Source organism: Micromonospora polyrhachis, from assembly GCF_014203835.1.
GTDB lineage: Bacteria > Actinomycetota > Actinomycetes > Mycobacteriales > Micromonosporaceae > Micromonospora_H > Micromonospora_H polyrhachis.
Window position 1 is genome coordinate 1,742,117 of record NZ_JACHJW010000001.1, and the last position, 15,541, is coordinate 1,757,657.

9 protein-coding genes are annotated in these 15,541 nt (G+C 67.7%); 6 read left to right on the plus strand and 3 right to left on the minus strand.

Annotated features, from left to right (window positions below; all coding sequences use genetic code 11):
* Position 1 precedes the first annotated feature (1 nt).
* Genes FHR38_RS07100 through FHR38_RS07115 form a run of 4 tightly spaced genes read left to right on the plus strand, consistent with a single transcriptional unit; the run spans position 2 to position 2,522 of the window.
* Entirely contained in the window at positions 2–505 is a 504-nt protein-coding gene (locus tag FHR38_RS07100) for a thiamine pyrophosphate-binding protein (protein ID WP_184533906.1), read from the plus strand.
* A complete protein-coding gene (locus tag FHR38_RS07105) occupies positions 492–1,085 on the plus strand; it encodes a thiamine pyrophosphate-dependent enzyme (RefSeq protein ID WP_184533908.1) in 594 nt (197 codons plus the stop codon). Before FHR38_RS07100 ends, FHR38_RS07105 begins: the two co-directional genes overlap by 14 nt.
* 16 nt (positions 1,086–1,101) lie before the next feature.
* Entirely contained in the window at positions 1,102–2,130 is a 1,029-nt protein-coding gene (locus FHR38_RS07110; protein WP_184533910.1) for a hypothetical protein, read from the plus strand.
* Positions 2,127–2,522 carry an NUDIX hydrolase gene (locus FHR38_RS07115; RefSeq protein ID WP_184533912.1) on the plus strand — a complete coding sequence of 132 codons (396 nt, stop codon included), beginning with the start codon at positions 2,127–2,129 and terminating at the stop codon, positions 2,520–2,522. Before FHR38_RS07110 ends, FHR38_RS07115 begins: the two co-directional genes overlap by 4 nt.
* A gap of 281 nt (positions 2,523–2,803) precedes the next feature.
* On the opposite strand, the gene FHR38_RS07120 is transcribed toward FHR38_RS07115, so the two are convergent.
* Positions 2,804–4,270: an MFS transporter gene (locus FHR38_RS07120; RefSeq protein WP_184533913.1), complete on the minus strand. Its 1,467-nt coding sequence runs from the start codon at positions 4,268–4,270 to the stop codon at positions 2,804–2,806.
* 138 nt (positions 4,271–4,408) lie between these two features.
* Here FHR38_RS07120 and FHR38_RS07125 point away from each other — a divergent pair, with 138 nt between their 5' ends.
* Complete coding sequence (locus tag FHR38_RS07125) at positions 4,409–4,864, plus strand: MarR family winged helix-turn-helix transcriptional regulator (protein WP_221448939.1); 456 nt, start codon at positions 4,409–4,411, stop codon at positions 4,862–4,864.
* Between the two features lie 86 nt (positions 4,865–4,950).
* Positions 4,951–8,559 carry an RICIN domain-containing protein gene (locus FHR38_RS32810; protein WP_184533914.1) on the plus strand — a complete coding sequence of 1,203 codons (3,609 nt, stop codon included), beginning with the start codon at positions 4,951–4,953 and terminating at the stop codon, positions 8,557–8,559.
* 64 nt (positions 8,560–8,623) lie between these two features.
* Here the strand turns inward: FHR38_RS32810 and FHR38_RS07135 are convergent, their stop codons facing one another.
* Complete coding sequence (locus tag FHR38_RS07135; protein WP_184533915.1) at positions 8,624–9,052, minus strand: hypothetical protein; 429 nt, start codon at positions 9,050–9,052, stop codon at positions 8,624–8,626.
* A gap of 11 nt (positions 9,053–9,063) precedes the next feature.
* On the minus strand, positions 9,064–15,447 hold the full coding sequence (locus FHR38_RS33150) for an RHS repeat domain-containing protein (RefSeq protein WP_184533916.1): 6,384 nt from the start codon (positions 15,445–15,447) through the stop codon (positions 9,064–9,066).
* Positions 15,448–15,541: the final 94 nt, after the last annotated feature.

Sequence of the window (15,541 nt, forward strand, 5' to 3'; positions counted from 1 at the left end):
CATGGTCGACTGGTCGGCGCTGCTACCCGCCGAGATCGACCACATCATCGCCGTACCCGATTCGTTGCTCTCCCCGGTGATCGCCCGGGTGGTGGAGTCGACGGCGGTCGACTATCTGCAGACGGTGCACGAGTCCCAGGCGGTGGCCCTCGCGGCAGGACTGGCCCTGGCCGGTCGCCAACCACTGCTCTGCATGGAGAACTCCGGTCTGCGGGCCGCCTGCGAGACCATCGCCCGGTTGGCGCTGCTGCACCAACTCCCGATCCTGTGCCTGGTGTCGCACCGTGGCGAGTTCGGCGACCCGAACTGGTGGGCCCAGGACCATTCCGAGCACATGTCCGGGATCATCGCCCTGTTCCACCTGCGCTCGACCGTGGTGCGTACCACTGAGGAGCTGACCGCCGCCTTGCGGGCCGGCTCCGACGTGGTCCGGACCCGGATGCGCTCCGTCGTGGTCATTGCCAGCACCGACCTCCTGGAAGGGCTACGTCGTGCGATCGGTTGACGCGGTTGGTCTGGTCCACGACGTGCTCGGGGACGACGTGGTCGTCGTGGCCGGCGTCGGTCGGTCCGCCTACTGCGCGTTGCGGTACTGGCCAGGCCGTACGCTTCCGGTCGACGCACTGGGCGACGTCCTCCCGCTCGCCCTCGGCCTGGCCGTCGGGTTCGGCCCTCGGGCCCGACTGGTGTCGCTGGAGGGCGACGGGTCCTTCCTGTTCGGGCTCAACGGCCTGACCACCCTGGCCATGCTGGGTGACCGGCTCGCCTCGTTCACCGCGGTCGTGCTGGACAACGATCGGTACGAATCAGCCGGCGGCCTCCCATCCCGGCACTTCCCGTTGGACTGGGCAGCGCTGGCAGCCGCGTTTCGGCTACGGTTCGCGCAGGCTGGGGAGCTTGACGAGATCCCTGCCGCAGCCCGCGCCACGGCCCCGGTCGGGTTGCTGCGACTGATGGTGCACGACGACGTCCCACTGCCCGTCCCGACCCGGCCTGAGAACGGCCGCGAGACCGTCCATGCGTTCCGGGCGATGCTGGCCGCCCGGTACGAGGTGGCGCTGCCGGTCGCCGCGCGGAAGTTCTAGCCTGTTGCGATCGACGATGCGGCTTGAACAGACTGGCCGAGACGGGTTCTACCGGGTTCGGTCGGCCGCCCCGCTCCGCCTCTTCGTCTCCTCGTCGCCGGCCGGACGCCGGTTGCTCTGTGACCCGACCCTGGTCGGTACCGCGTTTCAGGCCACCCTTCGGCAGGCATGCGAGAGGGCCGTCACCGACCTGCTCCAGGCGGAGCCGAGCGTGACCGAGGCGCTCGTCGACGTGCTGCCGGACGTGCTCTACATCCTGCGCGGTGGCCTGAACTTCGGGCTGCACGAGGTGGTCGAGCAGGTGCTCGGACGACCCTGCCGGGTCAGCTTCATGAGCAGCCGCCGGGAGGTACGCGACGGTCGGGCGGTCGTCACCGGTGACGAGTACCGGCAGATCGACCTGGGTGGAGCCAGCGTCCTGTTCGTCGGCGACATCGCGGCCACCGGGCAGACGATCACGAACGCGCTCACCGTACTGGGTGGGCAGGGCGGTGACGGCGCTTTTGCGTCGCACGTCGTCATCGTCACCATCGGGACGAGAGCCGCCGCCGAGCGAATCTCCACACTGCTCGGTGAATCGACCGGTGCCCCACGCGGCCTGGTGACCATGGTCGCCCTGGAGGGCCTGTTCGGCGTCTACCAACAGGAGTACGACCTGGCGCTGCATCTGGACCAGACGGACTTCATCCCACGTGGCGGACTGATCTCACCGGAGTTCCGGGCCGCGTCGGCCCGAGACCCGGTGCACCTCCTGGAGCGGTGTGTGATCTACGACGGCGGGCTGCGGGGCTTCGCACCCGGCGCCCATCTGCGTCACCTACTCGACTACTGGGAAATGTTGTGTGCGGCATTCGCCGAAAACCACGACCTGATCGGTCGACACCTGGCCGGTAAGAACGATCATCTGCCGAGCGGAGTAGATCTTATCGAAGTGGACGATGAATTGGTGAGCCGGCTTGACTACGGGTCGATCCTTGGCCGATGCTACGCGCACCGCGATCGCATTCGACGTGCATACGATCGACTGACTGGGAGCCGAGCGTGAAGATTATCGACAAGCTGGCCTGGCTACGGGTAGAGGACGGCAAGATCCTGAGCACCCGCTCATACGGAAAGGACGCCTATTACATTCCTGGCGGCAAGCGTGAGGCGGGCGAGAGCGATCACGAGGCGCTGAAGCGGGAGATCCAGGAGGAGCTCTGCGTCGACCTGGTCGACGACACGATCGAACTGGCCGAGGTCTTCGAGGCACAGGCCCACGGCAAGGCCGAGGGCATGATCGTGCGGATGACCTGCTACCGGTCGGACTACAAGGGCTCACTCAAGCCCGGTGCGGAAATCGAGGAAGTCATCTGGTTGGACTACTCCGGTCGGGAAAAGTCGTCCATGGTGGACAAGCTGATCTTCGACTGGCTGCACGACCGCGGCGAGCTGTAACCCAGGCCACTCACTGGTCGATGACGACGATTCCGCGCTCGACCAGCTGACCGAGGCGTCGACAGGCGATCTGCGCGATATCGGCGAAACAGCGCAAATTCCGCCCGCCCGGAGTGCCGATTCCCATGCGGCGGTACCGGCAGATCACTCGAACTTGAGAACCTACGTCGACACCACCTGTTGCCTGCGGGACAGCGACTCACTACTCCCGATCCGCGCCAACGGAAAGATCCGCAGACTGAGCCTCGGTGGCGGTGGCGCTGTTGGCGATTTCGGCGGTGTCAGTGGTTGGACGCGAGAAGCGGCTCCTGTTGCCGACGGGCTTTCGAATGCCGCTCCCGGGCGATGGGCAGCATCGCGGCGATGATGGCGGCGAGTACGGCCACACCCGCGCCGACGGCGAGGGCCACGCGGAACCCGTTGAGGGAGGGCACAGCGTGTCCGCCCAGGTCGAGAGTCATGCCGGCCAGGACGACGCCCATGACGGCCGCGGCGACCGACGACCCCACGGAACGGGTCAGGGAGTTGAAGGCGTTCGCGGCACCGGTCTCGTGGTGCGGTACGGCAGCCATGATGAGGGCGGGCATCGCACCGTAGGCGAGGCCGACGCCGCAGGAAGTCAGGATGGTGCTGATCAGCAGGGCTGGTGCGGAGTCGAGCAGGAACTGCGCAGAGCCGTATCCGAGTGCGATCACGAGCCCGCCCACAGCGAGGGTGACCTTGGCACCGTGGTTGCGGGTGATCTTCGCGCCCACCGGACTCATCGCCATCATCATCACGCCCGCCGGTGCCATCCACAGACCCATGGCCACCATGGACTGCCCCAGGCCGTACCCGGTCGAGGTGGGCAGTTGCAGGAGTTGGGGGACCACCAGGGACTGCGCGTACATGGCGAAACCAACCAGGAACGAGGCGACGTTGGTCCACAGGACCACCGGGTGGGCGGTGGTCCGCAGGTCGATCATCGGGTTGTCGGCGCGCAACTCCCACCAGCCCCAGACCAGAGCGACCAGGAGTGCGGCGGCCAGCAGTCCGAGGACCCTCGGGGAGCTCCAGCCCCAGTCGTTGCCCTGGGAAACCGCCAGCAGCAGGCAGATCAGCACCACCGACAGGCCAAGCGCGCCGATCAGGTCAAAGCGGCCCCGTTCCTCGGCGTCGGGGGCCACGGTGGGCACCCAGGCGGCCACGGCCGCGGTGATCAGGATGCTCAGGATGGCGGCGAACCAGAACAGCAGACGCCAGGATCCCCGTTCGGCCACGGCGGCGGCCAGGGGCAGCCCGAGGGCACCGCCCACCCCCATGGAGGCGCTCATCAGGGCGATCGAGGCATGCAGGCGTTCCTGCGGGATCACGTCCTTGATCAGTGAGATGCCGAGCGGGACGATGCCGATGCCCAGGCCCTGCAGCGCTCGGCCGAGGATGGTCAGACTCACGTCCGTGGCAAGGGCGCACACAACCGAGCCGACGATCATCGGAACGGTCAGGATCAGCACCACGCGCTTCTTGCCGTACATGTCGCCGAGCTTGCCGGCGACCGGCGTTGCCACCGCACCGGCCAGCAGCGTCACCGTGACGATCCACGAGGCTTTCGAGGCGGTGGTGTGCAGCAGGGCGGGAAACTCCGCGATCAGCGGCACCACGAGGGTCTGCATGATCGCCGAGACGATCCCGGCGTACGCCAGCGCGACGATGACGCGCGTCTCGGCTCCGGTTCGCCGGGACGCGGGCGCGGCTGTGGCGGGCTTCATAGGGGGGTTCCTTCGGACAGGACGGGCAATGAGATGCGCCGGTCGGCGATCGCCGATCAGGACCAGCTATATGCATGATACATGTTATATGCATAGCACACATGTCATGCATGACGCATATCGCGTACGCTTGGGGGCGTGAGCAGCCTGGCGAGGTCCATCGAACGTGAGGTCATGCTGCTGGGCAGGCACGCCTTCCTCAGCCCGCCTGGCTCCAAGGGGCGCGGCAACCGGCTGGATCGATCCGCCTACGTGCTGCTGACCCGACTCGAGGAACAAGGCCCGATGTCCGTCGCCGAACTGCAGGAAGCATTCGGCCTGGACCAATCCACCCTCAGCCGGCAGACCTCCGCGATGCTGCGCGCAGGTGTCGTGGAACGTATTCCCGACCCCGACGGCGGGCTGGCCCGCAAGTTTCGTGCCACCCCGCTCGGGATCGAACGACTCGAGGCTGATCGTTCCGAGAAACTCGCCGCACTCAGCAAGGTCCTACGCGGCTGGAACCAGGACCAGATCGAGGCGTTCGCCGAGATGCTGCGTCAGTTCAACGAGGGCATCGAGCAGGTCGACGGACGACCATGGCCCCGAGCATGACGACCCGGGGCTGACGGGCGAGGCGGGGTACACGACACCTCGTCCTGCTTTACTCGCGCTTTACCGCCCGTAACGACGCTTTGCCGATGATGCTCCATCGCTCCTCGGGCCGCGCCCTGGCCGCGGCCACCGTGTTCGCCATCATCTCCACCACGACCTGGGGTGCCTCCCCGGCACCAGCCTCCGCCACTGTCACCACCACCGCAGCCCCCCCAACCGCTGAGGTCACCGAGGCCCAAGGGGTCGCAAAAGCCGTAGCTGCGGCCAAGCGAACCGGTAAGCAGGTGGAGGTCATCGACGAGCGGACCGAAACCTCGCGTCTCCTTGCCAATCCTTCCGGCACCCTACTGCTGGAGCAGCATGCGATGCCGGTACGGGTCACCGTAGGTAATCAGTGGGTACCGGTGGACACGACGCTGGGCCGGACCGGCACCGGTGCGGTCCGACCGGCGGCGGTCTCGGTCGACCTGCTGCTCTCCGATGGGGGAACCGGTCCGCTGGTCACCCTCGGTCGGCACGGGCGCGAGCTGTCGTTGTCGTGGCCAGCCCCGCTGCCGCAACCGGTGCTCGACGCCGACACGGCGACCTACCGTGAGGTGCTGCCCGGCGTGGACCTGCGGGTACAGGCGACGGTTGACGGATTCACCCAACTCCTTGTCGTCAAGGACCGTCGAGCCACCGCCGACCTGCGCCGGGTCACCTACCGTTTGGCCACCAAAGGGCTGACGGTCCACGCCGGCCCGGACGGCACCACGACCGCCAAGGACGAGCAGGGAAAGGTCCACTTCTCGTCGGGTACACCCCTGATGTGGGACACACCACCGGCCGTTGTCACGTCTGGAGCACTGACCGGCCCCGTCGAGTCGCACCAGCGAGCAATGGGACTGACCGTCGATCGTACGAGCCTGACCGTCATCCCCGATCCGAAGCTGCTGGAGACAGGTGGGCTTCCGCTGTACATCGACCCGTCCTACTCAGCCGGAGCCAGTGCCTGGACCTACGTGAACAAGCAGGCACATACCACGTCCTACTGGTCGACGAAGGACAGCACTCGCGCGAAGGTGGGCAAGACCTGGGGCAAGAGTGACGGGCCGTACCGCTCGTTCTTTCAGATGGGGATGTCACGGATCGCCAACGCGACTGTCAAACGCGCGTGGTTCTACATCGTGCTCGACCATTCCGCGGACTGCGCAGCCGGCCCGGTGGAGCTGTGGCACACCGGCTTGATCGACCCGACAAAGTCATTGACCTGGGACAACAGCGCCTCGCTCTGGCTACGTAACCTCCAGACGCAGTCGGGCAAGGCAAACGAGGGCAGCGCCTGCCCGTCACCGGACGATCCGATGGAGTACGAGCCGGCCGCCTTGAAGACCATCGTCCAGGACATCGCCACCCGTAGGCTCCCCACCATCACGGTAGGACTACGAATTCCGGCCAGCTCCGAGACGAACCAGTACCACTGGAAGTACTTCCACCCGAGCAGCGCCCGGGTCAACATCGAGTTCAACACCCCGCCGGAAGCGCCGGCCGGATTGACGACCGTGCCGGCGACTCCGTGCGGTAGCGCGACTGCGCCGACCGCACTCAACACCGCCACGCCCACCTTCTCGGCGGTACCCTCCGACCGCGACAACCACAATCTCACCACCGACCTGGAGATCCTCCAGGGCGAAACGGTGCTGACCTCGATCCGCTCCGGGACCTCGGGATCCGGTGCCGCGATCAGCTGGCCGCCGCTCGACTACGGCGTCCTACCGGAGGACCAGCCGACGACGGTCTTCAGCTACCGTGCCCGGAGCCATGACGTGCCAGCCGACTCGGTGGATGCGTTGTCGGGTGACTACACGCCTCGCTGCTACTTCACGGTCGACCGTGCGGCGCCCGCGCCGGGCACGATCGGCTCCGCCGACTTCCCGAACGGGGTCGCGGTCCGATCGGTCGGTGAAACCGGGACGGTGACCTTCGCCAAGGCCGCCGCCGACGGCGACGTCGCCGGGTTCCGCTACGGCTTCAGCCGAGAGAGCATCACGCTCTTCGTGCCAGCCGGTGCCGACGGCACCGCCACCGTCCCGATCACCCTGTGGCGCCGGGACCCGGCCGACCCGTCCAGTATCTCCCGCACGCTGTTCATGCGGGTCGTCGACCGGGCGGGCAACCACAGCGGCACGGCCGGGCCGTGGACACTGACCGCCACCGACCGTACGGTCACCGCGCCGGCGGTGCGGGCGGACGTCAACGGCGACCGGCGCGCCGACGTCACGACCCTGGTCGACCAGGGCAACGGCGGCACCGTGGCCTGGAACTTCGTCAGCACGGGCACCGCCGCACGCGGCTACGTCGGCTGGGATGCCGGCGGCGCGGGCGGCTTCCCCTCCTACCGCGTCACCAGTGTCACCGCCGAGGTGGACGGCGACGGACGGACCGACGTGGCGGCCTTCCGTGAGGACCCGGACCGTACGACCAGCCTGTTCATCCTGCGCTCCGACGGGACCCGGTTCGACGCCGGGGTCGCGGCCTGGACCGGCACCACGTTCCGGCTGAGCCACATGAAGGTCGTCGCGGGCGACTTCGACGGCGACGGGGACGACGACATCGCCGTGTTCCAGGGTTCCGCGGGTCTGCAGACGAAGCTCTTCGTGCTGTGGTCGAACGCCGGGGTGTTCGGTGCGCCGGTGCAGTTGTGGGACAGCCTGGCCAATGGCTGGGACGTGAGCCGGTCCCGGTTCACCGCCGGTGACTACGACGGGGACGGGGACGACGACATCGCGGGCTTCTACGGCTACGTGGGCAACCAGACGAAGCTGTTCGAGTTCATCTCGAACCGTACGGGCTTCGCCGCCCCGGTCGTGCGGTGGGACAGCGGTGCCGGTGCCTTCGACCTCGACCAGGCGACGTTCGCCAGCGGCGACATCGACGGCGACTCGGCCGGGCGCGACGAGGTGATCGCCAAGTACAACGCCGGCGGTGCCACCACCCGGCTGTACACCTTCTGGCCCGGTGCCACCTGGACCCAGCAAACCTGGTGGACCTCCGACACCGGCGCGCTGGACGCCGCGAAGACCACTCTCGCCGCGGGCGACTACGACAGCGACGGCAGGACCGACGCGGCGCTGCTCTACGACCTCGGCGGTGGGGCGCGGCGGCTCTACACCCACCTGTCGACCGGGACGGCGTTCAGCGGCGCGCGCACCGACTGGGAGGGCGGTGTCGGGGCGGCTACCCCCACCCTGTTCGTCGAGCCGGGGCGCAAGTACAAGCTGCACCCGGTGCACAGCGACAAGTGTGCCGACATCGCGGGCAACAGCCTGGAGAACGGTGCGGCCCTCCAGCAGTGGAACTGCACGACCGGCACCAACCAGCAGTTCCTGGTCGAGCGGATCGGCGCGAGCCCGTACTTCCATCTGAAGGTGGTCCGATCGGGCAAGTGCCTCGACGTGAACCGCTGGGATACCGCCGACAACGTCAAGGTCCAGCAGTGGACCTGCGCCAATCTGGGTGCCTCACAACCCAACCAGCAGTTCCGGCTCGACTACATCGAGGGCGCCGGGCTCGACGTGGTGGTCCAGCCGGTGATCGTGCATAGCGAAAAGTGCCTGAACGTCACGGGCGCGGGCACGGCCGACGGGGCCGCGATCGTGCAACTGACCTGTTCCGGTGCCACGCACCAGCGCTTCTACCTCCGTCTGGAGCCGTAGTAGCGAAGGACCGGGCCGCTGAGGATGGTCTCCTCAGCGGCCCGGTGCGGTGCTCTCCGCCGCGTCAGCAGTGGTCGGCCTGCAACCAGACACCATCGATGGACTCAAGGTTCGACGAACGCACCACGACCGTGGGCGAGCCGAGCCCGGCGATCAGGGCATCCAGGGTGGCCTCCACCGCCAACTGTCGTTCCTCACTGGGAAAGCGCCAGATGGGTGCCCAGTGCGGACCGGTGGGCGGCCCCTGATCACGCAGCGCCTCGTCGATCGTCGCCTCCGCGCCGGCGGGCAGGGGGGCGAGCAGGAAGAGGTTGTCGTCCTCCTCGTCGTCCCACGGTCGCTGGGCGAAGATCGTGAAGTGCCATCCGGAGCTGGGGTGGTCGAGCCACAGGAATCCCGCGCGTGGTCCGTCGTACCAGTCCAGAATGATCGTCCGGGCGACGCGGATCGGGCCGGAGAAGCTCCCGACGAGATCCGCACTGGGATCGGGCACTGTTCTCACCTCTACTTCGATCGACCGAAGGCCGTGTTGAAGGCCTTCTGCACCGCTGCGGTAACCGGTTTGGGCAGGTCCACGGTGTGGTGGAACTTGTCGTTCCTCGTCGGCGTGTGTCGGACCGTGAACCCGGCCGCCTCAAGCTGGCCCCGGGTCGCCGTACTCATGTTCGCGCCAGCGACCCTGGCCGGATCCGCAGTGACGGAGACGCCGTGCCCGAATCCCTTGTCCTCGGCCTCCCCCGCCTTCCTCGCCAATCGCCCGGTGCTCTCCCACGAGGTTCCCATCCGGGCAAGGACAGTATCGCTGTTGGAAGTGAACGACGATCTCGCCGTGTTCGCGGCGAGCCCCGCACGCGCTCCCCGGGCGGCGCCGCCGGCCAGGCGGCCTCCCGGCACGATCGCCATGAGTTCCATGGCCGCCCCGGCACCGTCCCCGTTGGCACCCGCGATCATCGCGTCGACGACGCTCATGCCGGCCGACGCGGCCAGGCAGACGCCACAGCCGAACATGGCGGCGACGCCAAGTCCGATCTTGACCGCATTCCAGATCTTGCCACCGGGTTTGGCGTTCCTACCGACCCACTTGGCTCCTTGCCAGGCCTTCTTGGCCGCCTTCTTGGCCACCTTCTTGGTGGCGTTCCAGGTCTTCTTGGCCGCCTTCTTGACGTGTTTGACCGCCTTCTTGACCGCCTTGGTGACCTTCTTGACGACCTTGACGACCTTTTTGATGTGCTTCTTGACCTTCTTGACGACCTTCTTGGTGACCTCCTTGGCCACCTGTTTGACGCGCTCGACGCCCTTGTCGACAAAGGACACGGTCTGGTGGACGACCGTCTTGACCGTGGAGACCACCGGCTGGACGACGGTACGCACGACGGTCTTGAAGGAGTGGACCACGCTGCCGAAGAACTTGCCGTCCGGATCGGAGAAGGTAGCCGGGTTGTTGTTGGCATAGGCGTAGCCGTTGGCCTGCTGCGGATCCTCGTAGTCCACCATCGGATCGACCGAGAGGAACCGCCCGGTACCCGGGTCGTACTGCCGGGCGCCGACGTGGATCAGGCCGGTCGACTCGTCAGCCGTGCCACCGACGAAGCTCTTCTCCCCGGGCCAGCCGGCGGGCTTGGCGCCCCGCTCCTCGCCGTATGGCGTGTAGCGGCGGCGCTGCACGGACTGGGTGTCCGCATCGATCGCCAGTTCCGGGGTGCCGTGGTGGTCGACACCGAGCCAGGTGAGCTTGGTGCCGCCGGCGGACGCCACCCGGACCGCGACCAGCTTGCCCGCGTGACCGTAGTAACGGGTGCCGGTCACCACGCCGTTGCCGTCCACCCGGACCTCGGTCTCCCCCAGGTAGAGCGTGGTCCCGGTGGGGTCGGTCCGCAGCAGTCGGTCGCCGTCGGCGTCGTACACGAAGGAAGTGGTCTTGTTGCCCTCGACCACCTTCGACAGGTAGCCCTCGGCGTCCCACTCCAACGACTGGGTGCTGCCACCGCGCTTACGCATGGTGGTGTTGCCGGTGGCGTCGTAGCCGTACTCGTTGGTCGTCGTACCGGTCGGGCCCGTCGCGGCGACCGTCCGGAGGGTGTGCGGCTGCGCGGCGCCCGCCGCCGGATAGGTGTAGGTGCTGGTGGTCTGACTGCCGTCGGCCGCCGTACGGGTCTCACTCGTCCGGTTGCCGGTGGCGTCGAAACCCCAGGCGTGCCAGTAGGCGGAGGGACCGCCGAGCCCCGCGGCGCTGGGTGCCGCCGCGCAGTCCCCCGACGTCGGGGTCCACGCGTCGGTGGTCCGCCGCAGGTAGTCCTGCTTGAAACACTGCGTCTCCGCGGAGATCCCCGTCGCCGGGTCCGGCGCGTCGCCGATCTTGAGTACGTTTCCGGCGTCGTCGTAGCCATAGCTCACGTTGGCGACGAGCTGTGCCGTGGTCTCCCGCTTGATCTGGACGCTGGACAAGCGGCGGGTGCCGTACTCGTAGTCGTACTTGTGCTTGAGCCATTTGCCGCCGGCGGAGAGGCTCAACTCGTCGATCTCGCCGTACTTGGTGTAGGTGGTGCTGGTGACGTACGACGTGGTCCCCGACAACGTCGTCGGACTACCCAGGTTGTCGTGCCCGTAGGTCAGGGTCTCGGCCGGCAGTCCACCGGCGGCCGGCATGCTCGCCGTGGCCACCGCGCCGTCCTGCTTGAAGGTCGTGCTGAAGTGGTAGGTGCCGGCCAACCTGCTGGCCTCACCCCCCAGGGCAGGGATGGTGATGGACGTCCCCGTCGGTCGTCCCGCGTCGTCGTAACCGGTGACGGCGTTGGTGTACGCCTTGCCGTCGACCCACCGGGTGGCACTGGTCGGCAACCCCTTGGCCTTCGCCGTCGGATCCCCGGCGATGACGTCGAAGGTCCAACCCAGGCGCTTGGGGCCGGTGAGTGAGCCCTCGTGCACCGCTGTCCGGCGACCCAACTCGTCATAGGCGTACGCGAGGACGATCCCGCGCGCGTCCCTACTCGTGAGCATCTGTTCGGCGTCGTCGAAGGTGTACTCGGTGATACCGCGATCAGGGTCCTCGCTGCGCACCATGCGGCCACGTGCGTCGTAGGCGAACCGCCAGGTGTTGCCCACCGGGTCGACGACGCTGACGAGGTTGCCGCGCCGGTCGTAGTCGTAGGTGGTCTTGTCGTACGCGCCGGTGGGGGTGCCGCCCTTGTACTGGCGCAACTCGACGAGGCGACCCTCGGCGTCGAGGATTCGACTCGTGGCGGTCTCGCCGGCGGGCGGCGTCAGGTCCACCCGGGTCACCCCGGGCGGCTCGACACCGACCCCGTTGGTGCGATGGCTGAACGTGGAGCGCCACTGCTCCACGCCCTCCACCTTGAAGATCTCCGCGATCGGCTGGTCGTCGCCGTCGTACTCGGTGACGGTCTGCGCCGGCAGTAGCGCCTCGTCCGGCACGAACAGGTCGGGCCCGACCGGACCATCGTTGTAGTACGGGCCGTTCACCTTCACCGGCAGGCCACGCGAGTTGTAGACGGTGTCGACGATCGTCCGACCACCGCCGGGTGCCGGGTCCTGGCTCTGCCGCAGCCGCATCAACCCGTCGTAGAGGTCGTACTCGGTCTGATACGTCCCGTCGTGTTGCAGCGTCTTGGTGGAGATGACGTTCGCGCCATCGGCGCGCACCACATAGCCGTACTCGACGGTGGGCGACTGGTTGTCGGCGCGGCCCGGTTCCCACACCTTGGCCATCCGCCCGAGCGGGTCGTAGGTCCCCCTGGTACGCCGACCATTGGCGTCGGTCACGACCAGTTCCTCACCGATCGCCGGATCCAGGTCGGTGCTCGAGGTGTGCCCCAGCGGGTTCGTCACGGTCATCCTGGTGACCGGCCCGCTCGCCGGGGTGTAGCTCGTGGTGGTCTTCCTGTTCTGCACGTCGATCGCCTCGATCTGGCGACCGTAGGCGTCGTAGCCAGCGCGGGTCGTGGTGACATAGGTGGGTGCCCCACCCGCCCAGCCCGAGATCTCCTCCTTGCGGGTGATGTTGCCCTTGGTGGGCGCGGTGCCGAAGGTGTCGCTGCCGTCGTAGAAGATGCGCTCCTCGGCGATGACATCCTCGGCACTCGTGGGCTGACTGGCGCAGCTCAGCGCCGCGATCTGCTTGCGGGCCAGCAATCCGACGATGCCGGGGCCGTCGGAGGTGTACGTGTACCGGGTGCAGGTGTCGTCGGTGGCGTCGGTGACGTCGTTGAGTTCCTGCGCCTGGACGAGCAGGCCGCGCGCGTCGTAGACGTGGTCGGTGCCGTTCTCGCGCCAGCCACCACCGGTGGCCACCTCGCCCTGGCGGACCTTGGCTTCCTCCACCATCACCGCTTTGGTGGTGCCCCACGGCCGGGTCCTGGTGGCGGTCGGCGCGCTCTGCCAGGGGTCCGTGATGGACCGTTGCAGGACCGTCCCACCCGCGGCGGTGTAGGTGATCTGCTCGCGCTGCACGCCGGACAGGTGGTTGTCGTCGTTCCAGGCCCTACCGGTCGAATCGACGACCTGGACGGACTTGGGTGTGCCGGTGCTCGTACGGTCCCCGTGCATGCCCCGGAAGTAGCGGGTCTCGGTCTGCGACTGTACGGTGCCGGCGCGCCCCTCCTTGGTGATGACCTTGCTGTAGCCGCGCCACTGACCCCAGGTCTTCTGGTCCGTGGGGACCATTCCGTCTTCCTCGTCGAAGCGCCACGCCGGCGGCTCCGGGTACTCGATCGTCGTCTCCTCGGCCTCGACCCGGGTGGTGACGTCCCCCTCGGTGACCTTGGTGACGACGTACTTGTTGAACCAGTCCTGGCGCTCCTTGGCCATCGGGTCGTTGAGGAAGTCCGGGGTCCACTTGCGGGGGAAACAGCGCTTACGGTTGCTGTCCGGCGGGTCGAGGTTTCCCGCTCCGGTGCTGCTGGGTGCCACGCACTCCTTGGTCGCGTAGTTCACCGTCAGAACGCCGCCGGTCTCCAACCGGACCCGGTTGATCCGCCACCAGTTCATCGGTGGGATGTCGTCGGTGCCGTCGACCCGGTTGGGCATCTGCACACCGTCGAAGTTGACCGGTGGCATGCTCAGCGTGCCGCCCAGATGGCCGGTGTGCTGCAACGAGGAAAGCCACATGCCGGCACGCGTGCCGTCACCCGGGGCGGGAAAAGAATGCGTCAGCGTCCACGAGTTGACGTCCTCGTGTCGGGCGGTGGCGCTCCGGTAGACCTGGGTGGTGACCTTCGCCAACCGCTTCGACGTCCAGAAGGTCGGCGTGAAGTGCTTGTTGCTACAGGAGGTGGTCGACGTGCAGGACTGGTCCCAGGGCGTGTCGGGATACGAGGCCGGAGACGACGACGTGCAGGTCGAGCCAGGGATGCACCGCTCCGCGGTGGTGAAGAGGACCTTCGCCACCGCCGGGGTGGTGTAGACCGCGCCCGCACGCTGCCCGTACTCGATTCGGTTGAGCTGCGCGGCCCGCTGGTAGGTCGACACCTTGGTGGTGGTCATGTTGCGGGCGTAGTTGTTGTTCTCCGGCGTGTAGAACAGGCTCATCGTGTTGCCGTTGGTGTCCACGACGTAGTCGAGGTACCACCGCCACGCCTGCGCGCAGTACGACGAGTCGAAGGCGGTCTCGTAGCACGGCTCGCCCGGATGGTTGCCGTACACCGGGACGGTCAGCGTCGATCGCGTCTGCGGATTCGGATCCACCCAACCGGGCAACCTGTTGCGGCCGAAGAAGTACTGGGTCCCGTCCCGCGAGGTGATCTTCCAGTATTCCCCGTTGCGCGCCCCGTTGCCGGTAGCCGCGTCGTTGATACGCTCCACCTTCGAGCCGTCGTCGGCGCGGGGCCGCCACACGCCGGTGGCGTCGTCCCGGATGAGTTCGCCGCCCTTGCCGTTGAGCGCGAAGGTCGCGTTCTCCGTCCCCCAGCACTGGTCGCCGGTCTTGCGCTTGGCGTTGTTGGGCGTCTTGCCGTCGACCGCCTTCTGGTCCATCCCGCAGGAGACGTAGCGCCGCTCGATGAAGCCGCCGGGAGCGAAGTCGAAGCCCTCACCGACCCAGGACGGCTGGTTGTTGGAGGCCGACGTCGATCCGTCCACGCCACCCGAGGAATAGGAGATGTTCAGTTGCGGTGACGGCCCTTCGAGGGACGGCGGGACCTCCATCGGGTACGCCCAGCTGAAGTCGCCGGACGAGCCGCCCACCTGCCACGTCGACGACGCTCCCAGTTGTGAGGCACCGAAGTCTCCTCCGGCGGAGGAGGCGAACGCCACCAGGCCGTAGAGCTGCCCGGCTCCGGCCCCCGGCAGGAGCACGTCAGCCGAGAGCGTGCCGGTGCCGTTGTTGCGAGTGGGAATCATGGTGCCCTGGCACTCCTGCGCCTCGGGCGTCTTCAGCGCACACTCGGGCAACTCGACGAGACGCAGCCGTAGCGCCCAGTCGCCACCGTAGGCGCCGCGGAATCGGGAGTAGTCCACCTCCACCGGCACCTTGCCCGCCTCGGCCGCGCCGACGTCGGTACGCGCCAATCGGAACAGCGGGCCGTCCAGACGCTTGTCGAGGACCTCGACGCGTACCTGGGCGGTGCTCGCCCGCCCGACCCGGACCGGCATTCCCGCGACGTCCAGCCGGGTGCCGGCCGATACCACTGCCGATCCCTGTTTCGGCCAACTCACCGCAGGCACCTGACGGACCTCTGCCGCCTCCGCCGGATCCGGCGGCAACTTCTCGGCCACCGCAGTGCTGCCCGAGATGGATTTCTCGGTACGCGCGGCGAACGCCGGACCGGCTTCCGCGTGCGCCGGAAATGCCGGAACGGCGATGAGGCCGGCGACCATCACCGCACCCGTAGCCGCACCGATCCACCGCCGTGGCAGTTTGGATCTCTGTCTCACCCTACCCATCACCAGGACCTCCCCGTGCAAGCCAACCCACCATGTCGATGGCGCTGGCATCGTGGGCCGTCGCGGTGAAGGTCCGGTAAAGGAG